At 67.7% G+C, this 23,200-nt stretch carries 22 protein-coding genes and 1 tRNA gene; 6 read left to right on the forward strand and 17 right to left on the reverse strand.

Annotation, left to right across the window (positions count from 1 at the left end; translation table 11 throughout):
* Positions 1–71: 71 nt before the first annotated feature.
* Both H9656_RS11625 and H9656_RS11630 read right to left on the reverse strand, forming a co-directional pair.
* Positions 72–2,516, reverse strand: coding sequence for a membrane-bound PQQ-dependent dehydrogenase, glucose/quinate/shikimate family (locus tag H9656_RS11625; protein WP_191744433.1), 2,445 nt, complete (start codon positions 2,514–2,516; stop codon positions 72–74).
* Between the two features lie 167 nt (positions 2,517–2,683).
* On the reverse strand, positions 2,684–3,346 hold the full coding sequence (locus H9656_RS11630; protein ID WP_225212501.1) for a TetR/AcrR family transcriptional regulator: 663 nt from the start codon (positions 3,344–3,346) through the stop codon (positions 2,684–2,686).
* Between the two features lie 430 nt (positions 3,347–3,776).
* On the opposite strand from H9656_RS11630, the gene H9656_RS11635 reads away from it, so the two are divergent.
* Positions 3,777–5,903, forward strand: coding sequence for a M13 family metallopeptidase (locus H9656_RS11635; RefSeq protein ID WP_191744434.1), 2,127 nt, complete (start codon positions 3,777–3,779; stop codon positions 5,901–5,903).
* A 349-nt stretch (positions 5,904–6,252) separates the two neighbouring features.
* Here the strand turns inward: H9656_RS11635 and hisS are convergent, their stop codons facing one another.
* From hisS to H9656_RS11660, 5 genes are all read right to left on the reverse strand, one after another.
* On the reverse strand, positions 6,253–7,740 hold the full coding sequence (gene hisS, locus H9656_RS11640) for a histidine--tRNA ligase (protein ID WP_191744435.1): 1,488 nt from the start codon (positions 7,738–7,740) through the stop codon (positions 6,253–6,255).
* 57 nt (positions 7,741–7,797) lie between these two features.
* Positions 7,798–9,018: a DUF418 domain-containing protein gene (locus H9656_RS11645; protein ID WP_191744436.1), complete on the reverse strand. Its 1,221-nt coding sequence runs from the start codon at positions 9,016–9,018 to the stop codon at positions 7,798–7,800.
* A 62-nt stretch (positions 9,019–9,080) separates the two neighbouring features.
* Complete coding sequence (locus tag H9656_RS11650) at positions 9,081–9,647, reverse strand: hypothetical protein (protein WP_191744437.1); 567 nt, start codon at positions 9,645–9,647, stop codon at positions 9,081–9,083.
* On the reverse strand, positions 9,647–10,525 hold the full coding sequence (locus H9656_RS11655; RefSeq protein WP_191744438.1) for a 3-hydroxybutyryl-CoA dehydrogenase: 879 nt from the start codon (positions 10,523–10,525) through the stop codon (positions 9,647–9,649). The genes H9656_RS11650 and H9656_RS11655 overlap by 1 nt, the downstream gene beginning before the upstream one ends.
* Positions 10,526–10,662: 137 nt before the next feature.
* Positions 10,663–10,968, reverse strand: coding sequence for a YggT family protein (locus tag H9656_RS11660; protein WP_191744439.1), 306 nt, complete (start codon positions 10,966–10,968; stop codon positions 10,663–10,665).
* A 122-nt stretch (positions 10,969–11,090) separates the two neighbouring features.
* Here H9656_RS11660 and H9656_RS11665 point away from each other — a divergent pair.
* Positions 11,091–11,166, forward strand: a tRNA-Ala gene (locus tag H9656_RS11665).
* Positions 11,167–11,271: 105 nt separating this feature from the next.
* Entirely contained in the window at positions 11,272–11,505 is a 234-nt protein-coding gene (locus H9656_RS11670) for a hypothetical protein (RefSeq protein WP_191744440.1), read from the forward strand.
* Positions 11,506–11,515: 10 nt separating this feature from the next.
* On the opposite strand, the gene H9656_RS11675 is transcribed toward H9656_RS11670, so the two are convergent.
* The 5 genes from H9656_RS11675 to chpT all read right to left on the reverse strand — a co-directional run bounded on the left by H9656_RS11675 (position 11,516) and on the right by chpT (position 16,539).
* Positions 11,516–12,535, reverse strand: a complete 1,020-nt coding sequence (locus H9656_RS11675; protein ID WP_191744441.1) for an NAD-dependent epimerase — start codon at positions 12,533–12,535, stop codon at positions 11,516–11,518.
* Between the two features lie 48 nt (positions 12,536–12,583).
* On the reverse strand, positions 12,584–14,470 hold the full coding sequence (locus tag H9656_RS11680) for a M20/M25/M40 family metallo-hydrolase (protein WP_191744442.1): 1,887 nt from the start codon (positions 14,468–14,470) through the stop codon (positions 12,584–12,586).
* Between the two features lie 78 nt (positions 14,471–14,548).
* Positions 14,549–15,361, reverse strand: coding sequence for a CheR family methyltransferase (locus tag H9656_RS11685; RefSeq protein ID WP_191744443.1), 813 nt, complete (start codon positions 15,359–15,361; stop codon positions 14,549–14,551).
* Positions 15,358–15,750 (reverse strand): response regulator, encoded by a 393-nt coding sequence (locus tag H9656_RS11690; protein WP_191744444.1) that lies wholly within the window; start codon positions 15,748–15,750, stop codon positions 15,358–15,360. The genes H9656_RS11685 and H9656_RS11690 overlap by 4 nt, the downstream gene beginning before the upstream one ends.
* Before the next feature lie 69 nt (positions 15,751–15,819).
* Complete coding sequence (gene chpT / locus H9656_RS11695; RefSeq protein WP_191744445.1) at positions 15,820–16,539, reverse strand: histidine phosphotransferase ChpT; 720 nt, start codon at positions 16,537–16,539, stop codon at positions 15,820–15,822.
* A 77-nt stretch (positions 16,540–16,616) separates the two neighbouring features.
* Between chpT and cysQ the strand changes: the two genes are divergently transcribed.
* On the forward strand, positions 16,617–17,426 hold the full coding sequence (gene cysQ / locus H9656_RS11700) for a 3'(2'),5'-bisphosphate nucleotidase CysQ (RefSeq protein WP_191744446.1): 810 nt from the start codon (positions 16,617–16,619) through the stop codon (positions 17,424–17,426).
* Between the two features lie 10 nt (positions 17,427–17,436).
* On the opposite strand, the gene H9656_RS11705 is transcribed toward cysQ, so the two are convergent.
* The 5 genes from H9656_RS11705 to map all read right to left on the reverse strand — a co-directional run bounded on the left by H9656_RS11705 (position 17,437) and on the right by map (position 20,742).
* Complete coding sequence (locus H9656_RS11705) at positions 17,437–18,324, reverse strand: aldo/keto reductase (protein WP_191744447.1); 888 nt, start codon at positions 18,322–18,324, stop codon at positions 17,437–17,439.
* A gap of 3 nt (positions 18,325–18,327) precedes the next feature.
* Positions 18,328–18,570 (reverse strand): BolA family protein, encoded by a 243-nt coding sequence (locus tag H9656_RS11710; RefSeq protein WP_191744448.1) that lies wholly within the window; start codon positions 18,568–18,570, stop codon positions 18,328–18,330.
* A 77-nt stretch (positions 18,571–18,647) separates the two neighbouring features.
* Positions 18,648–19,166: a GNAT family N-acetyltransferase gene (locus tag H9656_RS11715; RefSeq protein ID WP_191744449.1), complete on the reverse strand. Its 519-nt coding sequence runs from the start codon at positions 19,164–19,166 to the stop codon at positions 18,648–18,650.
* A complete protein-coding gene (gene radC / locus H9656_RS11720; protein WP_191744450.1) occupies positions 19,163–19,894 on the reverse strand; it encodes a RadC family protein in 732 nt (243 codons plus the stop codon). Before radC ends, H9656_RS11715 begins: the two co-directional genes overlap by 4 nt.
* A 26-nt stretch (positions 19,895–19,920) precedes the next feature.
* Positions 19,921–20,742 (reverse strand): type I methionyl aminopeptidase, encoded by an 822-nt coding sequence (gene map / locus H9656_RS11725; RefSeq protein WP_191744451.1) that lies wholly within the window; start codon positions 20,740–20,742, stop codon positions 19,921–19,923.
* Positions 20,743–20,893: 151 nt separating this feature from the next.
* Here map and H9656_RS11730 point away from each other — a divergent pair, with 151 nt between their 5' ends.
* Positions 20,894–21,670, forward strand: a complete 777-nt coding sequence (locus tag H9656_RS11730) for a competence/damage-inducible protein A (RefSeq protein WP_191744452.1) — start codon at positions 20,894–20,896, stop codon at positions 21,668–21,670.
* A gap of 180 nt (positions 21,671–21,850) precedes the next feature.
* A complete protein-coding gene (locus H9656_RS11735) occupies positions 21,851–23,152 on the forward strand; it encodes an OmpP1/FadL family transporter (RefSeq protein ID WP_191744453.1) in 1,302 nt (433 codons plus the stop codon).
* Positions 23,153–23,200: the final 48 nt, after the last annotated feature.

Genomic DNA, 23,200 nt, shown 5'->3' on the forward strand with positions numbered 1-23,200 from the left:
CAAGCTCCGGCCTTTCCGGTAGTCGAACGGGCCTCAAATAGCCCGAAGGGCGATAGGCCCAGAAGAGAAGCTTACGACCTGCCTTCCGGCAGGGCGTAAGCGATCACATAGTCCCCTTTCGGCGTCTCCATGAAGTGATGCCCGCCGGCCATGATGACCAGATACTGGCGGCCGTTCTGCTCATAGATCATCGGATTGGCCTGACCGCCTGCCGGAAGCACGTCCGACCACACCGTCTTGCCGGTCTCGATGTCGATGGCCCGGATGAGATCGTCCGTCGCGGCGGCGATGAAGATCAACCCGCCCGCCGTCACCGCCGAGCCGCCGTTGTTCGGCGTGCCGATCTCCAGCGGCAGCATGGAGGGGATGCCGAACGGTCCGTTCTTGCGCGCCGTGCCGAACGGACGATCCCACAGGGTGCGGCCGCTCTTCAGATCGATGGCCCGCATCCCGCCATAGGGCGGCTGCTTGCACAGCAGGCCGGTGAACTTGACCCGCCAGCCGGCATTGACGTCGATGGCGTAGGGTACGCCCATCTGGGGATCGCCCGCGCCCTCGGCCTTGGACTTCGACAGATTGCCGCCGCGGTTGGCCGCCTCCTTCTCGCGCTCGATGTAGCGGGGATCGTCGCGCGGGAACCAGCCCAGACGGTCGGCCTCGGCGCGAGGCACCAGGCGGTTGTGGTTGGGCATGTCGTTGTAATTGGCGACGATGACGCCGCGCGCCGGATCAACCGCCACCCCGCCCCAATCCGAGCCGCCGTTATAGCCGGGATACTGAATCCAGTGGCGGTCCGCCGTCGGCGGGGTGAAGTAGCCGTCATAGGCCGCCTGACGGAACTGTATGCGGCAGACCATCTGGTCGATCGGCGACATGCCCCACATGTCCCGTTCGGTCAGGTCGGCCTTTCTCAGCGTATGGAAGAGGGAGAAGGGTTGCGTCGGGCTGCGCTGCGACGGCTCGACGCCGCCTTGCGGCACGCGGCGCTCCTCGACCTTGTGCAGCGGCTGGCCGGTGCGGCGGTCCAGGATGTAGAGGTCGCCCTGTTTGGACGGCAGGATCACCGCCGGAACCAAGGTCCCGTTGATCGGCATATCGACCAGCGTCGCCTGTGAGCCCAGGTCGTAATCCCAGACGTCCTTGCGCACCGTCTGGAAATGCCAGCGCGGCTTGCCCGTGGTCACGTCCAGCGCCACCAGCGACGTTGAATATTCATTCTCCGCCGGACGCCGCAGACCGGAATAGTAGTCGGCCGAGGAGTTGCCCATCGGCAGGAAAACCAGGCCGAGCGCCTCGTCGGCTGTCGCCGTGGTCCACATGTTCGGCGTGCCGGGCGTATAGGTCTCGCCCTCGGGCGGCAGGGTCGTGATGTCGGGACGCATCATGTCCCAGGCGAAGCGCAGTTCGCCCGTCATGGCGTCGAAGCCCTGAATCACGCCCGAGGCGTTCCAGCGCTTCTGGCCGTCCAGCACCTGATGGCCGGTCACCACCACCCCGCGCACGATCACCGGTGCCGAGGTGATCGACACCATGCCCGGATAGGGGTCGCCCATGCCGTGCTTGATGCTGACCTCGCCGTTGGTTCCGAACCCGGCGCAGGGCGTGCCCGTGCGGGCGTCCACGGCCACCAGCCGTCCGTCCAGCGTGCCTTCGATGATGCGCGTGGCGCAGGGCTGGGCCGCGTCGACATTGGGCGCGGCGTAATAGGTCACGCCCCGGCAGGCGGCGGTATAGGGAATCTGGTCGTCCGCGACCTTGGGATCATAGGTCCACTTCTGCTTGCCCGTCGCCGCATCAACCGCGAACAGCCGGTTGCGGGCCGAGCACAGATAGAGGGTGTCGCCGATCTTCAGCGGGGTCGTCTCGGCGCCCCACCGCTCATCCGGCAGGTCGCCGGTGCGGAAGGTCCAGGCGCGCTGCAAGCCCTTCACATTGTCCTTGGTGATCTGGTTCAGCGGCGAATAGCGCTGGGCGCTGTCCGAACCGCCCCAGGCGGGCCAGTCGGCGCCGACCTTCAGCATCGCCGGGTCGCCCGCGCCGCCGTTCGCGGCGCCGGGAACGGGGCTCAGCACCCGGGCCTTGTTGGCCTGAGCCACCACCACGCCGGAAATCAGGCCGAAGACGACGATGGCCGCCAGCCCGCTGAGCACCAGTCGACCGCCGCCCCCGTCGCGCCTCAGCACCGGCAGGCTGAAGACCACGGCGATCAACAGCACCAGCGGCGCCACGACGCGCGGCACCAGGGCCCAGCCGTTCAGCCCGACCTCCCACAGCGCCCAGACGACGGTGCCGATGAAGATGGCGACATAGAGCCAGGCGCCTAACGGCCGCAGCAGAGCCAGAAGTCCGCCCGACACGATCATCAACAGGCCGACGATCAGATAATAGGCCGATCCGCCCAGCATGATCAGCTGACCCCCGCCTATGGTCAGCGTCAGTCCGATGAGGGCGATGATAATGCCCAGAAGCCGTACCAGGACGCTGCCGAATCCGCGTCCACGCTCGATGGATGGCATCTCGCCCCTCCTCTTCCCGCAGCTTGGCCTTGAAGGACGCAACACGCGAACAGCCGCGACGTTCCGCCACGTCGGCAGGGAAGGCGGCGCGCCGGGGCCGACGCGCATGAAAAAAGGGCCGCTCGCCTCAAGACGAACGGCCCTCGCAGATTTTCGGCGGTCTGACCTTACTGGCGGGCCATCTGGCTGGACAGGATCAGATCCAGCTGCTTGCGCATGTGGGGGGTCAGTTCCTCCACGCCCCAGCCGTCATAGGCGGCATAGCGGAAGTTAGAGATGAAGACGTCCCAGATCATGCGCGGCAGTAGAGCCTGGTCGATGTCCTGGCGCAGCTCGCCTTCGCCCACGGCCGCCTGCAGCACGTCCTGGATCCACAGCACCAGCGGACCGACAAAGGCGCGCGAGCGTTGGTCGGCGTCGTCGGGCTGGAACCAGGAGCGCGCCACCATCGCCTGCATCAACGGCAAGTGGCCCAGCGAGCGGTGATAGCCCGCAGTCAGGGCGGCGGTCAGGCGATCCGTCACGCGACCGTCGACGCCAGCAGCGCCTGTGCGCATGTCGTTCAGCAGCCCTTCCATCTCCTCTGAGAAGACCGTCTCAAACAACTCGGCCTTGTCTTGAAAGTTGGCGAACACAGCCCCGGTCGACATGCCGGCGCCCTTGGCGATGTCGCGGATCGTCGCCGCATCATAGCCGCGCTCGGCGAACAGCGCCCGAGCCGCGTCCAGCACCTTGAGGCGCGTGCGGACCTTCGCCGCCTGGCGACGGTTCATCCGCGCCGGAGCGATGGTTTCGGTGGTTTCAGCGAGAGAGGGGGAGGGCACGCGCATAGACAGGAGGCTCTGGGCTTAAAATGGGCGGCGCGCTCGCCAATCCGGACCGCGTCAATCGACTCGGCCCGAACCATGAAGACGACGGGCGCCCCTGATACTAAGGGCGAACTTTCATCACCGAACAATGACCAAAATGGGTCGCGGCTGATGAAAATCTCTGCCCTGCCCTCGCCGCGCAATCAAGAACACTACGCAATTATACGAATGAGGGCGCGGGGATGTTACGATGACGACACTGACAGCCTGCCAAAGCTCTAAGTGTTCCAACCTATTACTGATAGGGAGACCGGACACCCCAACGCCTGCGCAATCACCCCGCAACGGCGCGCGCTTCCCTTTGAGAGTGAAATTTTTTTAAGACAGGGCCCCGCGTTTGCGGCTTAGGGTGCCCGCCCAGGCCGTTGCGGCTGACAAAGAGGAAATATCCATGAAGAAACTGCTTGCCGGCGTCGCTGCCGTCGCCCTTCTGGCGCCAGGCGTCGCCCTGGCCGGCGATGGTCACGACCATGCCTGCATCGACGACGCCTGCACCGTCTTTGAACTGTTCCAGACCCCGGCCGCCGCGGGCGGCGCTTCGGGCTGGCAAGGCACCGAAGCGCCCAAGTACGGGACCTGGGGCTTCGACCTGACGGGCCGCGACACCTCGGTGAAGCCCGGCGACAGCTTCTTCCGCTACGCCAACGGGGCCGCCTTCGACAAGTTGACGATCCCGTCGGACCGCACCTCCTACGGCTCCTTCGCCCTGCTGCGCGAGCTTTCCGACAACCGCATGAAGGAACTGGTTCAGGGCCTGGCGGGCCGCACGGACCTGACCCCCGGATCCGACGAGCAGAAGATCGCCGACGCCTACCGTTCCTATATGGACGAGGCGCGCATCGAGGCGCTGGACGCCCAGCCGCTGCAGCCCTTCCTGGCCGCCATCCGCGCCGCCGACACCCACGAGAAGATCGCCGCCTATATGGGCCAGACGCAGGGCCGCGTCGGATCGTCCTTCTTCGGCACCGGCATCACGATCGACCAGAAGAGCCCGAACCGCTACGTCGTGGCGACGGGTCAGTCGGGCCTGGGCATGCCCAACCGCGACTACTATCTGGATGCTCGCTTCGCCGACAAGAAAGAGAAGTACCAGGCCTATATCGAGCGGATGCTGACCAACATCGGCTGGAACGACCCCGCCGGTTCGGCCGCCGCCATCGTCGCCCTGGAAGACCAGGTTGCTCAGGCGCACTGGACGCCGGTGGAAAGCCGCGACCGCGACAAGACATATAATGAGTACTCGATCCAGACCCTGGCCGCTGACGCGCCGGGCTTCGACTGGAACGGCTACTTCAGCGCCGCCGGCCTGGGCTCGATCGATCGCCTGATCGTGCGCCAGAACACGGCCATGCCCAAGATCGCAGCCGTCTTCGCCCAGACCCCGGTGGCGACGCTGCAGGCCTGGCAGGCCTTCCACACCACGGACGACGCCGCGAGCGCCCTGTCCAAGCGTTTCTCGGACGCCCAGTGGGAGTTCCGTTCGCGCGACCTGTCGGGCCAGCCCGAACAGCGCAGCCGTGAAAAGCGCGCCATCAGCTTCGCCGAGGGCGCTCTGGGCGAAGCGGCAGGCCGGCTTTACGTCGCCGAGTACTTCCCGGCCGAATCGAAGGCCAAGATGGAAGAACTCGTCGCCAATCTGCGCACCGCCCTGTCGCACCGCATCGACAACCTGACGTGGATGGGCCCCGAGACCCAGGCGGCGGCTCAGGAGAAACTGCGCAAATTCACCGTCAAGATCGGCTATCCGAACAAGTGGCGCGACTATTCGGGCCTGGAGATCAAGGCTGACGACCTGTTCGGCAACAGCCAGCGCATGGGCCAGTTCCAGTGGAACTATCGCCTTTCGCGCCTCGATCAGCCGGTCGACAAGGACGAGTGGGGCATGACCCCGCAGACCGTGAACGCCTATTACAACTCGGCCAATAACGAGATCGTCTTCCCCGCGGCGATCCTGCAACCGCCGTTCTTCGACCCGGATGCGGACCCGGCTGTCAACTATGGCGGCATCGGCGGCGTCATCGGCCATGAGATCGGTCACGGCTTCGACGATCAGGGCTCCAAGTCTGACGGTGACGGCGTGTTGCGCAACTGGTGGACGGATGAGGACAAGGCCAACTTCAAGGCGCTGACCACCCGCCTGGGCGCCCAGTATGATGAGTTCGAGCCTCTGCCCGGCTTCCACGTCAACGGCGGGCTGACCATGGGCGAGAACATCGGCGACGCCGCCGGCACGGCGGTGGGGCTGGAGGCCTATCACCTGTCGCTGAACGGCCAGCCGGCGCCGGTGATCGATGGCGTGACGGGCGACCAGCGCTTCTTCTACGGCTGGGCGCAGGTCTGGCAGTCGAAGTATCGCGAGGACGCGCTGAAAAACCAGATCGCCACCGATCCGCACTGCCCGGCCGAGTTCCGTGTCATCGGCCCGGTGCGCAACATCGACGCCTGGTATGAAGCCTTCGGCGTCAAGCCCGGCGACAAATACTACCTGGCCCCGGAAGATCGCGTCCGCATCTGGTAAGGACGCCCGGCTGAATGAAGGGGGCCGGAGCAGCGATGCTCCGGCCCTTTTTCGTGCTCGGCTCGCCGTAAAAGGCAGGTCTCGAAGGTCCTTCGATAGTTGCTGAGCTTAAGGCATGAAAAAGCCCGCTGCGGGGGATACATCGCAGCGGGCTTTCTCGCTCTCTGAGGAGCGGACGTTTCCTCCCCGAAACGCCTTCAAGATGTCGCTGCGGCTCGCCGCTGCGCCTCTCGAGTGAGACCAAATGACGCCATCGCCCCATCCGGGTCAACCGAGCGCAGGCTAAAAGTCGCCGCTTTTATAACTAAACGCCGATAACTCACGACGTCGTCATGCCGGCTATCGAAGGCTATTCGATAATAGAGCGCACAACGGCCACCAGTTGATCGCGCGCCACGGTTCGCTGCCCAGGGCGTTCCGCCTTCCAGGCTTCGTTATCGGCGATGGCGGCGGCGCGGGCGCGCCCAGCGTCCAGATCCTTGATCGTGACCTGACCGGCGGCGATCTCATCTCCGCCTAGGATGACGGCGGCGGGCGCCCCGCGACGGTCGGCGTACTTCATCTGCGCCTTCATGCCCGCCCGGCCGAGATAGAGCTCAGCCGCAATGCCCGCCGCGCGCAGTTCGGACACGGCGTCGAGATAGTGCTGCATGTCGTCTTCATTGAAGACGATGGCCACCACCGGCCCGCGGGTCGCGTCCTCCGCGCCGCGTCCAGCCGCCCGCAGCGCCGAGGCCAGCCGCGACACGCCGAAGGAGAAGCCCGTGGCGGGCGTCGACTGTCCGGTGAACCGCGCCACCAGGTCGTCGTAGCGTCCGCCGCCCCCGATGGAGCCGAAGCGCACGGCCCGGCCCTTCTCGTCCTTGGTTTCGAGCAGCAGTTCGGCCTCGAAGACGGCGCCGGTGTAGTATTCCAGGCCGCGCACGATGGTCGGGTCGAAGCGCACGTCGTCTTGCGACACGCCCATGGCGTTCAGGGCGCGGTCGATGGCGGCCAGCTCCTTCAGCGCCTCTTCGCCTGCAGCGCCCAGGGCCGCGCCCGAGACCGCGTCCAGCACGCCCGCGCGGCTCAGGCCCGGCGTCTCGGCCGAGGCCAGGAAGGCTTCGATCGCGCCGATGACCGAGGCGGGCAGGTTGGCGCCCTTGGTGTAGTCGCCGGACTCGTCCAGCCGGCCCTCGCCCAACAACAGGCGGACGCCCTCAACGCCCAGGCGGTCATACTTGTCTACGGCGCGCAGGGCGGTCAGCCGCTGCATCGGGTCGCTGATCCCGCCCGCGTCGAACAGGCCGTCAAACAGCTTGCGGTTGGAGACACGGATCACCGCCTGCCCGGCCGCCAGACCCGCGGCGCGCAGGCCCTCGCAGCCCATGGCGATGATCTCGGCGTCGGCCTCGGGCCGGTCTGAGCCGACGGTGTCGGCGTCGCACTGCCAGAACTCGCGGAAACGGCCCGGCCCCGGCTTCTCATTGCGCCACACCGGCCCATAGGCGTAGCGGCGGAACGGCTTGGGCAAGGTCTCCCAGTTCTGGGCGGCGAAGCGGGCCAGCGGCGCCGTGTGGTCGTAGCGCAGGGCCATCCACTGCCCATTGCCTTCAGAATCCGGGTCGTCCTGCAGGGCAAAGACGCCCTCGTTGGGGCGGTCGGCGTCGGGCAGGAACTTGCCCAGGGCGTCGGCGTATTCGAACGCCGGGGTCTCCAGCGCTTCAAAGCCCCAGCGCTCATAAACCTCGGACACGCGCGCGACGATGCGGCGTTCAGCGGTCAGGTCGCGACCGCGACGGTCGGCGAACCCGCGCGGGGCGCGGGCTTCGGGGCGGTTGGAAGCTTCGTCGGTCATGACGCGGCGATTAAGCCATCAGATACGCCGCCGCAACTCACTGTCCGCCCCAGCGCCTCAGCCTGCGCGGCGCAGCGGCAGGTCGCGCCCATAGCTCAGACGCCGCCACAGCCACTCGAACGGCCCCATTGTGAACCGCGACAGCCACATCGGCGACCAGATCAACTGCAGCGCCCAGACGCCGACGACGATGGCCCACTGCATCGGATAGTCGACCTGGCCAAACAGGCGCGGCCCCCAGGGCATGTAGAAGATCGTCGTCATGATCAGGGTCTGGGTCAGATAGTTGGTGAAGGCCATCCGCCCCACCGGCGCCAACGCCTTGCGCAGCCAGCCCACGCCCCGCGTCGTCGCCAGGATCAGGGCCGACGCATAGCCCAGGGTGATGATCAGCGGATAGGACGCCACCGCCATGGCCCAGCCGCCGGTCGCCTCGACCTCCGGTCCGGCCTGGATCTCCATCCACTCCAGCACGCCCAACACAGCCAGAACGACAGCCCCGCCCGCAATCAGCATCGCATAGACGCGCGTCGGAACCCGACCGTGGAAGAAGCCCGCCTTGAACAGACCCATACCCAGCATCATCAACGGCATCGTCGAGAACACATACATCAGCAGGCTCATGCCCTGGCTGATCGCCCAGGCCTTCAGGTTCTCGAGCGCCGCGTCGGCCCAGCCGCTCTGATAGGCCGCAATGGCGGCGGCGACCGCCCCATCCGAGGCCCCGCCGCCGCTCATCGCCTCGGGGAAGTTCGCGGCCAGCAGCATCAGCCCGGCCTGCAAGGTCGCCAGGGCGACCGTCGCCCCCGCCCCGATCCAGATCAGCCGCTTGGCGGGCATCGACCGCATCATCATCACGAAGAGGCCGGACCAAGCGTAGAGCAGCAGGATGTCGCCGTACCAGAAGGCTGCGCCGTGGATCAGGCCGAACAGGGCCAGGAAAAGCAGGCGGCGACGCAGGACGCGCTCCTTCGCCGCATCACCCCCTTCGCCCCCGACAAGGAAGATCGAGACGCCGAACAGCAGGGAAAACAGGGTGACGAACTTTTGGCGGAAAAAGACGGCGACAACCCATTGCGCCACGCCTGAAGCATTCGCCTCGGCGGGAAAGGGCGAAGGGCCGCTGCTCATCTCGATCGCCATCATCGGCAGGGCGAAGGCCGCCGCGTTGACCGCCAGAATCCCCAGCACAGCCGCCCCGCGCAGCACGTCCAGCGTGACGATCCGCTGGGCCGCCGCCACTGGCGCAGGCTGCGCCGCCGCGACCTGATCCCTCATGCTCGCCCCGTCTTTTCCGTGAAATACTGGAGGCTTAGGCGGGACCAGTGCGGCAGTTCACGTTAAATCCCCGTAACGTCCGGCTCTTGCAGCACGCCCATCCGGTTCTTGACGACGGGCGCCGGGACAAATCCCAGAAAGGCGACGCACAGCCCGCCCCACAGGGCGTAACTGACGCCCACCATCACCGCCACGGGCAGGCCCGCGACCCCATAGATCAACAGCGCCGTCTCGATCGCGCCCAAGCCCTGAAGCAGGCTTTGAGAGGCCACGCCCGACAAGGCCGCCATGACCACGGCCATAACGGTCTGCATCGCCGCCGCCAGCAGGCCGCCGAACACGGTGAAGCGGCAGACCACGCCCAGCCGCGTCGACGGGCGGCCCGTCCTGGCGTGGCTGTTCAGCAGCAGCCACAAGCCGACCGGCGTGCCGACCAGCCCGACCGCCAGCATCACCAGCCGCCAATCGGTGTCCACGCCCGACCACCAGTTCTCGGGAGGCCAGATGAACAGGGTCAGGATCACCGGCGGCCAGGCCGCCGCCGCCAGGGCGGCCGGAATCAGGGCGCCCGCGCCGCGCCGCGGCGCCACGCGCTTAAGGCCCGGCAAGGAAGGCAAGGCGACGGCCATCAGCGGGTCGGGACCGGCGTCTCGCCGGAGTAATCGTAGAAGCCGCGGCCGCTCTTCTTGCCCAGCCAACCAGCCTCGACATATTTCACCAGCAGCGGACAGGGCCGATATTTGCTGTCGGCCAGGCCCTCGTACAGCACGTTCATGATGGCCAGAGCCACGTCCAGCCCCATGAAGTCCGCCAGCTCCAGCGGCCCCATCGGATGGTTGGCGCCCAGCTTCAGCGCCTTGTCGATCGAGGCCACGTCGCCGACGCCCTCGTACAGCACATAGACCGCCTCGTTCATCATCGGCACCAGGATGCGGTTGACGATGAAGGCCGGGAAGTCTTCGGATTCCGTCGTGATCTTGCCCAGGCTCTCGGCGAAGGCGATCGCCGCCTCGAAAGTCGAGGCTGAGGTGGCGATGCCGCGCACCAGTTCGACCAGCTTCATCGTCGGCGCCGGCTTCATGAAGTGCAGGCCGATGAAGCGCTCAGGCCTGTCCGTCACCGACGCCAGGCGCGTGATGGAGATCGACGAGGTATTGGACGCAAGCAGCGCATCAGGCCCCAGCAGCGGCGTCAGCTCGGTAAAGACGCCCTTCTTGACGGCTTCATCCTCAGACGCGGCCTCGATGACCAGATCGGCCTTGGCCGCCTCGGCGAGCGTCGTCACGGTGGTGATGCGCTGAAGCGCCGCCTGGGCCTCCGCCTCGGTCGACAGTCCGCGCGCCGCGCGTCGCGCCAGGCTGGCCGCGATCTCGCCCAGAGCCAGGGTCACCCGATCCGACGCAATGTCGTACAGCTTCACCTCATAGCCGCCGGCGGCCACCACCTGAGCGATGCCCGAACCCATTTGCCCGGCGCCGATGACGGCGACTGTCCTGATGGTGGTCATGAATTACGCGTAGAATACCGTCCGCCAGGGACCTGTCGTGGGCACCTTAGGAGCCCGCTCGCGCCGCGCAAGGGCGGAAATGGGCTTCGGCCGCCGTTTCCGCGCCTGCGTGGCTTCGGTTCAACGGCGAATGCGCCTCAGCCCAGGGACATGATCAGCATGGGCGCGACCGAGCGGTTGAACAGCACGCTCAGGAACTGCAGCGCCAACAGGGCGATGATCGGCGTGATGTCGATGCCGCCCAGCGGCGGCACCACGCGCTGGATAGGGCCCAGGATCGGGCGGGTCACCGTGTCCAGCACATAGGCGATCTGACCAACGAAACGGTTGCGCGGATTGACCACGTCAAAGGCGAACAGCCAGCTCAGGATCGCCGAGGCGATGATGCACCAGATCATCAAGGTGACGACGGCGTTCACCAGCCAGACAAGGGCGAAACCCATGAGAAACTCCTGCTTCGTTCACGCCGCTTCTAGCGGCCCGGTCGCCGATCGCCAAGGATTCGTGCGCGGCCCGTTGACACGCCCCCTTTGTCCCTTCTATTTCCCGCGCCTGCCTGTCGGTCGGGGCCGTAGCTCAGTTGGTAGAGCGCGTCGTTCGCAATGACGAGGTCAGGGGTTCGACTCCCCTCGGCTCCACCAGGCAGCGCCCCTATGCAATGGCGGATATCGCCGACGCGCAGGGGTTGGCGGCGCTGCGGCAACCCCTTGGAAAACCGGGCGTTCATCATGGCCACAGGACGCGCCATGACCTTTACCCAGCTCGACCCGCCTCTTCCGATCCACGTTCAGGACAAGGGGGCCGGATACGCTTTCGCCGTTATCGATTATGGCCAGGAGCATAACCTGATCTGGGTCACCGCCATCAATGAGAGCGGCGAGATCTGGTGCGCGCCCAATCCCCAGGTCAGGATGATGGCCAACTGGACCATGGGACGTCGAAAACCGGAGACCAAAACCCCGGACGGCTGCGCCCCCTAACCCCGGGGGGTCAATTCTCGCGGTAGAAGTTGCAGTACCAGTCGACGAAGCGGGCGACGCCCTCTTCCACCGGGGTGGAGGGCGCATAGTCGAGCGCGGCCAGAGTGTCGGTGACGTCCGCCTCGGTGTCAGCCACGTCACCGTCCTGCATGGGCATCAGGTTCAGCTTGGCCTTGCGGCCCAGCTTGGCCCCCAGCACCTCGATGTAGCGCATCAGCGGCACGGGCTGGCCTGCGCCCAGGTTCAGGATGCGCCAGGGGGCGACGCCGCTGGTCGCCGGATTGGGCGCGGTCGCGTCCCACGTCGGGTCAATGGCGGCAGGCCGGTCCAAGGCGGCGACCACCCCCGTGACGATGTCGTCGACATAGGTGAAGTCGCGGCTCATGCGCCCCTCGCCATACACGTCGATCGCCTCGTCCTTCAGGATGGCGCGGGTGAATTTGAACAGGGCCATGTCGGGCCGGCCCCACGGTCCGTAGACGGTGAAGAAGCGCAAGCCGGTCGCCGGAAAGCCGAACAGGTGAGCGTAGGAGTGGGCCATGGCCTCATTGGCCAGCTTGGTCGCCGCGTAGACGGTCAGCGGATGATCCGCCGGTTGCCGCACCGAGAACGGCAGGGCCCGATTGGCCCCGAACACCGAACTGGTTGACGCGTAGACGAGGTTCGAGGCGCTGACCGCGCGGCAGCCCTCCAGGATGCTGAGGAAGCCGACGACGTTGGAATCGACGTAGGTCTCGGGCGCTTCCAGGCTGTAGCGGACGCCGGCCTGGGCGGCGAGGTGCACCACCCGGCCCGGCTGATGCTCGGCGAACAGAGCGGCCACGCCGTTGCGGTCGGCCAGTTCCAGCGTGTGGTGGCGATAGTTCGGATAGGCCTGGAGCTGAGCCAGGCGCGCCTGCTTCAGCGCCGGGTCGTAATAGGCGTTGAGGTTGTCCAGGCCGATCACGCGCTCGCCCCGCTCCAGCAGGCGCCGTGCGGTGTGGAAGCCAATGAAGCCGGCGGAGCCGGTGACGAGGACGGGATCGCTCATGATCGGCTGCGATAGACGGTCGCGCGCCCGGACGCCAGCGTCCGCACCCTAGGGCAAGGCCTCGGCCACGGCCGGCGACGGGGCCAGGACCTGCGCCGACAGATTCAACCCGACGCCGCCGATCAGGCAGGCGACCGCGACCAACAGGACCCAACGCGAGGCCGCCGCGCCGGGGGCCAGCGGCCGCGCGAACGCCAGGATCAGCAGGGCGATCAGGGCGAGCGCGCCCGGCAGGTCCATCCCCACGCCCAGGAAAACGAAATGGCCGATCCCGGCTAGCCAGGCCCCGCCCAGCACGGTGGCGACGGCGGCCGGCGCTAGGCCGAGGGGGCGCGACAGAGCGGGGTCGATCAGCGCCGCTAGCGCCGCCGCACCCGTCGCCAGCAGCGCCGGCCAGACGAACAGCAGGGCCGCCTCAGGCGCCGCGCCTTGCAGGACGCAACCGAAGACGAAGACGATCGCGATCAGGCCCAGCCACCCGCCCCAGGGCGACCGCTCGGCCCGCCCCGGCCACAGCGACAAGGCGACGGCGACGATGCCGAGCGCCAGGAGCTCCCGGCTGAAACCGCCGAGGATCAATACGACGGCAGTCATGACGGCAAACGTTGCGCCTGTCGCCAGCGGTCGCGCGCGGCGGGCGCCGGCCAAGAGAAGCAGCGCCAAAGCGGCAATCGCGAGAGCGGCCCCGGCCTCCATCCACGGCAGGCGGCGCAGCAGGGTGTAATAGACGTCGGGCGAGGCGGCGCGGCTCGACATCGGCCCGGCCAGAAGGCGCGCCGCCTGCAGCAGGATGACGCCGCCGGTCAGGAACCACAGCCCGTCCAGCACGCCCAGGCCCGCCTGGGTCGCCGTCAGCCCGGCGCGGCGCCGCGCACGCCAGGCGGCGAAACCGCCCATCGCCGCCGCCAGAGCCAGCAGGACCCAGCCCGCCGCCTGCGTATGCGCAATCATCAAGCGGCCGAAGACGTCGGAATAGACCAGATTCTCGCCCTTGGCCGGCAGGCTCGGCGCGCGGAGCAAGGCGTCGGCCGCCTCCAGGGCCTGGGAGCCCAGATGCTGGACCGCGCCCCGGTCGAGATTGGCGGGCGTGGCGTTGGCGGCGTGATATTGATCCGGCCGGCCGATGAAGGCCAGGTTCAACCCGCCGATCCCCCGGTCCTTGGGCACGGTGAAGTCGGTGCCGTTGGGCATCCGCTCATACATGAAGGCGGCGATGGAGGTGGCGGTGGTCCCGCCGTCAGACCGGGCCGCCGCACGGCGGAACAGCTGGACGGTCGGCCCGGCCTCGCGTCCGGTCTCGAACATAGCGGCGCGGCCGCCCCCGCCGCGCGCCTCCAAGTTGACCACGGCCCCGATGCGGTCGCGCAAGGGATGACCGCCGAAGAAGACCCGCGCTCCGTCCAGGCCCAGTTCCTCCGCATCGGTCAGCAGGACGATGAGGTCGCGCTCGGCCGGGCCGCGCGCCTTGATCGCCCGCACCGCCTCCAGAATGGCGGCGACCCCGGCGGAATCGTCGGCCGCGCCCGGCGAGCCGACCACAGTGTCGTAGTGGGCCATCAGCATGACGGCGGGCTGTTCGCGATCCTTGCCCGGCAAGACGCCGATCAGATTGACCGCCTGATTGTTCGCCGCCGCCGGGTCGCCGCCTGCGCGCTCCAGCCGCTTGACCGAGGCAGGCGACAGCGGTCCGGCCTGCTCGCTGACCTCAAGCCCCAGCAGCGTCAAGCGGGCGCTGAGATAGGCGCGGACGCGCGCGTGTTCGGCGGAGCCGACGGGGTGCGGAGCGCGCGCGATCTGTTCGATGTCGGTCATGGCCCGCGCGGCCGAGAAGGCGACGGCCGGCGTGTCCGCCGATCGCGGCTTCGGCGCCTGGGTGGTCCACACCGCCAGCAAGAGGGCGAGCGTCAGCGATCCAAACAGCAGGCCCAGCCGCATGAGAAATCCTCCCCGATCCGTCCGGCAGTAGGACCAAGCAAAGCCCGGATGGCAAGAGGGCGGCGGAAGGCCCGCTCGTTAGGCCGCCCGGCGATAGGCCGAGGGCGACTTCACATAAAGGCCGCGGCGCCCCGCCACCGGCCTGAAGGCGACGCTGTCGCCGTCAGGGCGCTCGTCCAGCCCCAGGAACAGGCAGCCGTCGTCGACTAGACGCCGCTCAAGGCCCTCCAGCAGGCGAGGCCGGCGCTCGGGCGTCATATCGGTCAGCACATGACGGCAGAAGATGATGTCGAAGCGCGCTTCATCGCCCGGCTGATCCAACAAATTGGCGCGCTTGAAGGTGATCGCAGCGCGCAGCTCCGGCAGCGCGCGCCATTGGTCGTCGACCTGCTCGAACCAGCGCAGCATGGTCCGCGCCGACAGGCCGCGCTGAATCTCGAAGGAGCTGTAGAGTCCCGACATGGCCTTCTCGATCGCCTGGCGCGACAGATCGGTGGCGACCACTTCGACCCGCGCTCCGGCCTCAAGGGCCGCAATGGCCAGGGAGTAGGCCTCCTGCCCCGCGCCCGCGCCCGCCGACCAGATTCGCACCGGCCCGCCGCGCGCGGCCGTCAGGGCCGGCAAGAGTTCGCGCTCCAACACTTCGAAAGCCGCCCGGTTGCGACGGAACCAGGTCTCGCTGTTGAGCAGGGCTTCGATCACCCCCCAGCCGAGCGACGCCACCGGTCGGCCCCACAGGCTGGCCAGCATGGCCTCGACGTTGTGATAGCCCTCGCGACGCGCGACCGGCCCCAGCCGATGTTCGGCCAGTTGCATCCGCTCTCGCGACAGGCGGTATCCCGCGCGCGAGGCCAGCAGAGCTTGAAGGCGGTCGAAATCCTCCGGCGTCATGACGGCGACTGAATCACTCCCACTTCGGCGAGCTTGGATTGCAGAATGTCGCCGTCGAAAGGCTTCATAACATATTCGTCGGCCCCGGCGGACAGGGCTTCGGCGATGCGGTCGGGGCGCGTCTCGACCGAACAGAACAACACCTTGGGCCTGCGCCCGTCCGGCAGGGCGCGCAGGCGGCTCAGAAAGGTCAGCCCGTCCATGATCGGCATCTGCCAGTCCAGCAGCACCACGTCCGGCATAGCCGCGACGCAGGCCTCCAGCGCCTCGGCGCCGTCAGCCGCCTCTTGCACCTCAAAGGCGAGATCCTCGAGGATGCGCCGCGCCACCTTGCGGATGATCCGGCTGTCATCGACGATCAGGCAGGCTTTAGGGTCCACGGGACTCATTCTCGCTAAAGGCGAATAACGACGATATTCGCGCCAGAATGGTCTGACGGCGGTTAATGTAAGGTTGGCTCAGTCCGCCAGAGGCAGGCGCGCGATCAGGGCGACGCGGCCGTCCTCGACCGTCGTCTCGAGCCGTCCGCCGGCGTCGCAAGCCGTCAGCCACAGCCAGTAGGGCTGGATCCACTGCCCGGCCAGACCCTCGGTCAGGCGCTCGCCCGTCAGCCCGGTCAGAGCCTCGGCCTTGAGCCGCGCGCGCGCACCCTCGGCCGAACCGATCAAAATCAGCTGGCCGCCTTCGCGGCGCACGGCCACCGTCGCCGCTCCGCCCATCGGCAGGGCGCCGACCGTGAGGTAAGCCAAGTTGAGCAGGGCGCGCGCCTGAAGCTTGGTGAAGACCTCCTCGCCGACGCGCCAGTCCAACGTCGCCCGCCCGCCGTCGGTCAGGCCCGTCAGCAGGCCATGCAGCTCCGCGCCGGAAAACTGCTCGCTGGAGGTCGCCGCGCCGAAGGCCACGCGGGCGAAATGGACCAACGCCACCATCTTGGCCGCGCTCTGGCGGATCAGCCCCAGAGCGTCGTCGCGCATGTCCTGGGCGCTGGGGTCGTCCAGCAGGTCCAGGCCCGACATGACCGCGCCCGCAGGACTGATGAAGTCGTGGCACAGCTTGGCGGCGATGAAGGCAGCCAATTCGGCCCCATCGACAGGCAGGCTGGCGGCGGGCAAGGCGTCCGCAGGCAGGTCGGCGATGGAGGGCTCTGAAGTCAGGTCGGACACGGCGTTCGGAGGCATGGTTTGCAAAAGGTTAAGGCCAAGGTGGCCTGATTTGCCGGTTCTTGAAACCGGCTGCATGGGGTATCCCGTGCGGCATGACCGTCTCCGCCTCTCCCACCCCCTTCGCCGACCTTGAAGACGACCTCGTATCGGGCCGGCTGACCGACATCCTGGCCGACATCGCCGAAGAGGCGGCCCAGTTGATCCTGCCCTATTGGCGCACGGGAACCCCGACGGAGACCAAGGCCGACCACAGCCCCGTCACGGCCGCCGACCGCGCCGCCGAGGCGTTGATCCTGGAGCGCCTGGCCGCCCGCTGGCCCCAGGTTCAGGCCGTGGCCGAAGAGGCGACGGCCGCCGATGGCCTGCCCCCTTCGGTCGGCGAATGGTTCTGGCTGATCGACCCGCTGGACGGCACCAAGGGCTTCATCCAGGGGCGCGAAAGCTACACCGTCAACATCGCTCTGGTGCGCGGCGACGCCGTGCTCGCCGGCGTGGTGACGGCGCCCGCTCTGGCCCTGACCTGGCGTTCGACCACGCCGGGCGAAGGCGCCCAACGCCGCGCTTTTGGCGAGGCCTGGAAACCGGCGCGCGTGCGCGAGCGCCCGCAGGACGCCACCGCTCTGGTCAGCCACAGCATCAGCGACGAAGACGCCGAGCGCCTGGCCGGCCGCAATGGCTGCCGCCTGTGGCAGGGCATGGATTCGTCTTTGAAGTTCTGCATGATCGCCGAAGGCCGCTACGACGCCTATCCCCGCACCGGCCCGACCTGCGAATGGGATACGGCTGCGGGCCAGGCGGTGCTGGAAGCTGCCGGCGGCCGCGTGGTGGCCGAGGACGGCCGCCCCCTGGCCTACGGCAAGCCGGGCTTTCTGAACGGCCCCTTCTCGGCTATCGGCGCCTGAAGGCGCGGCGTCAGACCAGAGCGTCGACCCGGGCCATCTCGATCTGGGCCGACAGGCCAGCCGGCAGATCCCGCTCCGGCGTCCCCGCCAGCGCTTCCAGCTCGGTCCGGTCGCGCGGTCGGATCAGGGCGCTGGACACCCCAGGATCGGTCAGGGCGTAGGCCAGGCAGATGGCCTCGGCGGTCCAGCCCCGGGTCTGATGCAGGAAGGCGAAGGAGCCGCGCTGCGTCTCCTCGACCGGCGCTCGCCCGCCCAGGCCGAACAGGCCCCGCTTCTTGGGCGCCCCGGCCTCCGCCGCCTTGCGCTCGGTCGACAGACTGTCGGGGAAATAGCCGTAGACGAATAGGCTCATCTGCCGCTCCAGCGCCGCCCGCATCCGGGCGCGCACCCGCCATTCGATATTGGCGTGGAAGGGAGTGAACAGGGCGTCGAAGGCGCCGGTCGAGACATAGAGATCGCTCACCGCCTCATCGCCCGACACGCCCAGCATCCGCACATGGCCGGCCTTGCGGATCGCCTTCAGCGTCGTCAAGGCCGCCTGCGGCAGCTCATTCTCGCCCGGTCGGTCCAGGACGGCCAGATCGAACCAGCCCAGCCCCGAGGCGTGCAGCCCCTGCTCGATCTCGCGTTCCAGACCGATCGGCGAGAAATCGCGCCCGACGCCCAGGCCCACGCTGGCGATGACGAGGCGACGCTCAACGTGGCCCAAGGCCTCGCCCGCAGCCTTCAACAGCGCCGGATCGGCGTTGTCGAAATGATAGGCGTTGATGCCCGCCTCCAGCGCCGCGAAGATCATCTGGCGCACATGCTCGGCGCCGCGCTTCGTCGCCTCCGACCCCAGGCACAGAGTCAGATTGGAGACGGCCCCTCCCGAGAGGCCGAAGGGGCGATAGCGCATGGCTCAGCCAGCCTCGGTCGGGGTCGAGGTCTCCAGCGCCAGGGCGTGCAGCTCGCCGCCCATCTTGCCCTTCAACGCCGCATAGACCAGCTGGTGTTGGCGCACCCGGTTCAGACCGCGAAACGCCTCGGACACGATGCGGGCGCGATAGTGGTCGCCGTCGCCAGCCAGATCCTCGATGGCGATGTCCGCGTCAGGGAAGGCCTCGGACAGATCGGCGCGAAGATCATCGGCGGACATGGGCATGGTGAAAGCACTCCGGAAAGCGACGGGCCGGCGAACCGGCCCGAAAACGTAAAGCCTACCCGGCCGCGCCGGTCCTGTCAGCCGCCTCGGGCCCGCTCGAACAGGGTGACCACCGCGCCCTTGTAGTCGGCATGGCCATAGGGGCTGTAGCCGACCCGTTCGGCCAGACGGACGGAGGCGACGTTGTCTGGCGAGATCATGCAGACGGTGCGCGGCTCCGATCTATGCCGATCGGTCCAGCCCAAGGCCGCCTGCAGGGCCTCGCGCGCCATGCTGCGGCCCTGGAAAGCCGGCGCCACGCCCCAGCCCAACTCCGGCGCGTCGAACGGCGGCGTCATGTCGCGACGATAGTCCAGCACGCCAACGCTGCCGACATAGGCGCGTGTCGCTGTCTCTCGGATCGACCAGTTGCCATAGCCCTTGATCTGCCAATGGCCGATATCGCGCAGCAGGCGGAACCAGACCTCCTCTTCCGACAGGCCGCGGCCGATGATGTGGCGGGTGAAATCGGCGTCGGCCCACAGGACGGTCAGGTCATCCATGTCGCCCACGGCGACGGGCGTCAGCGTCAAGCGCTCGGTCGTAAGAACAGTCACATTAGTCCCAATTGCTTGAAGCTGGCCACGCCCTCGCGGCCGACGATCAGATGGTCATGCACGGTGACGCTGAGGGCGCGCGCCGCGTCGATCACCTGCTTGGTCATGTCGATGTCCGCCCGGCTCGGCGTCGGATCGCCGGAAGGGTGGTTGTGCACGATGATCATGGCGCTGGCCGACAGCTCCAGCGCCCGGCGCACCACCTCGCGCGGATAGACCGGGGCGTGATCGACCGTGCCGCGGTTCTGGATTTCGTCGAGGATCAGCTGGTTCTTCTTGTCCAGGTAAAGGACGCGGAACTGCTCGCGCGGCTCATGCTGCAGCGACAGCCGCACATAGGCCAGCAGCGCCGTCCACGACGAGATGACGGTGCGCCGGTTCGCCTCCTCCTTGGCCACCCGGCGCGAGACTTCATGCAGGGCGGCGAGGTCCAGCGCCGTCTCGGCGCCCACGCCCTTGGCCCGGCCGCGAGAATCCTCGGCCCTGACCGTCATCAGGTCCTCGACCGAAGCGGCCAGCACCGCCGCCAGCGATCCGAACCGCGTCAGCAGGGCCTTGGCCACCGGCTTGACGTCGCCCTGCGGCTGGCTGCGGAACAGGAACAGCTCCAGCAGTTCATAGTCCGGCAGATGGTGGATGCCCGCCGCGCGCGCGCGTCCACGCAGCCGCTCGCGATGACCGGCGTGGTGCGGTTTGGCCTTCGGTCTTTCCGGCGGTTGATCCAGCATCAGCCTCCCCCAAGGGGGAGACTAGCTCAGAATTTCGGGCGGAACAGGCCCTTGGGCGAAGCGGTGAAGATTTCCAGCCCGTCCTCGGTCACGCCGATCGAATGTTCGCACTGCGACGACAGCGACTTGTCGCGCGTCACGGCGGTCCAGCCGTCCGACAGCACCTTCACCGCCGGCTTGCCCAGGTTCACCATCGGCTCGACCGTGAAGAACATGCCCGGCTTCAGCACCGCGCCCTCGCCGCGACGGCCGTAGTGCAGGACGTTGGGGCTGTCGTGGAACACCCGGCCGATGCCGTGGCCGCAGAAGTCGCGCACCACGCTCATGCGCTGGGCCTCGACGAACTTCTGGATGGCGAAGCCGATGTCGCCGAAGGTGTTGCCCGGCTTGATCTGAGCCAGACCCAGGTCCAGCGAGTCATAGGTGACGTCGATCAGCCGCTTGGCGCGGGCGTTGATCTCGCCGACCGGATACATCCGGCTGCTGTCGCCGTGCCAGCCGTCGACGATGACCGTATGGTCGATGTTGACGATGTCGCCTTCCTTCAGAACCTTGTCGCCGGGAATGCCGTGGCAGACGACGTGGTTGATCGAGGTGCAGACCGTCTTGGTGTAGCCCTTGTAGCCGAGGCAGGCGGGCGTGCCGCCGTTGTCCAGGGTGAACTCGCGCACCAGATCGTCCAGCTCGCCCGTGGTCACACCCGGCTTCACATGCTCGCCGATCATGTCCAGCGCCTCGGCGACCAGACGGCCCGCCTTGCGCATCCCCTCGAACCCTTCCGCGTCATAGATGCGGATCTCGTGGCTGCGGACGAAAACGTCGGTTTCCAGGTCAGGGGTCTCGTACATGCTCGGCTTTCGGGGAGGCGCGCGCTCCGCAATCAGGCGGGTCGGGCGAAGAAACGACTTTCAGGACTTCAGATGGTCAGACTAGCACAAAACCTCAAGGCCGTCAGGGCTCGCCGCTGACGCAGGGACGCGCGTTTCCTATCTAGGGAGCATGTCCCAGCCCTCGCCCCAACCCGCCCCCACCGCCGCCGTCCTGATCATCGGCGACGAGATCCTGTCGGGCCGCACCCGCGACAGCAATCTGAATACCCTGGCCCGCTTCCTGGCGCCGTTGGGCGTCGACCTGATGGAGGCCCGGGTGGTCGGCGACCGTCAGGACCAGATCGTCGCGGCCCTGAACGCCCTTCGCGCGACGCACGACTATGTCTTCACCACCGGCGGCATCGGCCCGACCCATGACGACATCACCGCCGATGCGGTCGGCGCCGCCTTCGACGTGCCGGTCGGTGAGCACCCAGAGGCGCTCGCCATCCTTGAGCGCCGCTATGGCCCGGGCGAGTTCAACGCCGCGCGGCGCCGCATGGCCCGCGTGCCCGAAGGCGGCGTGCTGATCGCCAATCCGGTCAGCGACGCGCCGGGCTTTCAGGTCGAGAATGTCTTCGTCATGGCCGGCGTGCCCAAGATCATGGAGGCCATGCTGGACGACGTGGCCCCACGCCTGAGAACCGGCGCCCCGGTGCACAGCCGGTCGCTGCGCGTGGTCGGCGTCGGCGAGGGCGCCGTGGCCGACATCCTGCGCGCCGCCGCCGAGGCGCGGCCGCACCTTTCCTTTGGCTCTTACCCCTTCGGCCTCAGCGGCGGCCATAGGCCCAGCGAGACCGGAACCCAACTGGTCATCCGCGGAAGGAACCAGCCCGAAGTTGACGCAGCGGAACACGATTTAGCCGCCGACCTCCGTTCGGCAGGCATCGAAATTGCCGCGACGTAACCTCACCAAGGTGTGAGCTTGCGCGCGCTTTGCGCCACTTTTTCGCCGAGAAGCCGTCCGACACCAGCCTTGGACGCAACGCTTTCATGACACGGACGCTGTGATGGCGGCGTGGCGGCTCTCCCCGAACAAAGGCCGTCCGCTTTTCAATGGCCGGCCCTCGACATAGGTGAAGCGTAAATGACCCCCAGGAACATGGCCCGCCTCGGCGGCCTGGCTCTGACCACCCTACTGATGACAGGCGTGGCCGCCCCGGCCCTCGCCGGCTCCTTCTATCTGCAAGAGCAGTCCGTCCGCGGCACCGGACGCGCCTTTTCGGGCGAGGCCGCCGATCGTGGCGTCGGCTCGATGTGGTGGAACCCCGCCTCGATCGCGCGCAGCGGCCGCGAAGTCTCCGTCGGCCTGCACGCCATCCGCATTGAATCCGAAGTGAAGAACACCGGCTCCTACGTCACCTATCCGGGCGGCGTGGACGTGCCGGTGGTCAACCCGCGCAACACCGAAGTCGACCCGATCGAAAGCGGCCTGGTGCCGAACTTCGCCTTCGCCACTCCGATCGGCGACCGCTTCGCCCTCGGCGTCGCCGTGGCCGCCCCCTACAACTTCACCACCAAGTACGAGCAGGGCTCCTTCGCTCGCTATGACGCCCTGACGTCGGAGCTGCGCTCGGGCGACGCCAGCGTGAACCTGGCCTATCAGGTCAACGACTGGCTGGACGTCGGCGCCGGCGTGAGCGCGCAATACGTCAAGGCCAAGCTGACGTCGGCCATGCCCTCGGTCTCGCCCCTGCTGCCGGACGGCTCCTCCTCGTTGGAAGGCGACGGCTGGGACTTCGGCTGGAACGTCGGGGCGCAGGTCCACAAGGGTCCGTGGGACTTCGGCCTGTCCTATCGCTCGAAGATCGAGCATGAACTGGACGGGGATATCGCCATCGCCCTGACCGGCCCGCTGGCGCCCAACAGTGTAACCGCCGGCGGCACGGCCAGCTTCAACACTCCGTGGTTCGCCTCGGCCTCGGTGCGCTACGCCGTCAACGACAAGCTGACGCTGAACGCCCAGGTCAACCGTATCGGCTGGTCGGAATTCGACGCCATCCGAGTTCAATATCCGAACGGCGGCGACGTCATTGAGCAAAACTACAAGGACGTCACCACCGGCGCCGTGGGCCTGGACTACGCCCTCAGCGACAAGACCACCCTGCGCGCTGGCGTCGGCTACGACCCGACCCCGACCCGCGACAGCCTGCGCACGGCCCGCATTCCGGACGCCGACCGCTGGCTGTTCTCGGTCGGCGGCTCGACCGAGGTCACTGAAGGCGTCACCTTCGATGCGGGCCTGACCTACATCGCCTTCAGCGACTCGACGATCCACGACGACCGCACCTTCTACGCCGGGACCCCGGCGGCCGTGACCTCGCACCTGCGCGGCGAGGCCGAAGGCTCGGCCCTGGTGGCTTCGATCGGCGCCCGCTGGGCCTTCTGATCCCCATCTGACGACGAATACGGAAACGGCGGCTCCCGCCAAAGGAGC

The organism is Brevundimonas guildfordensis, from assembly GCF_014836405.1.
GTDB classification, from domain to species: Bacteria; Pseudomonadota; Alphaproteobacteria; order Caulobacterales; family Caulobacteraceae; genus Brevundimonas; species Brevundimonas guildfordensis.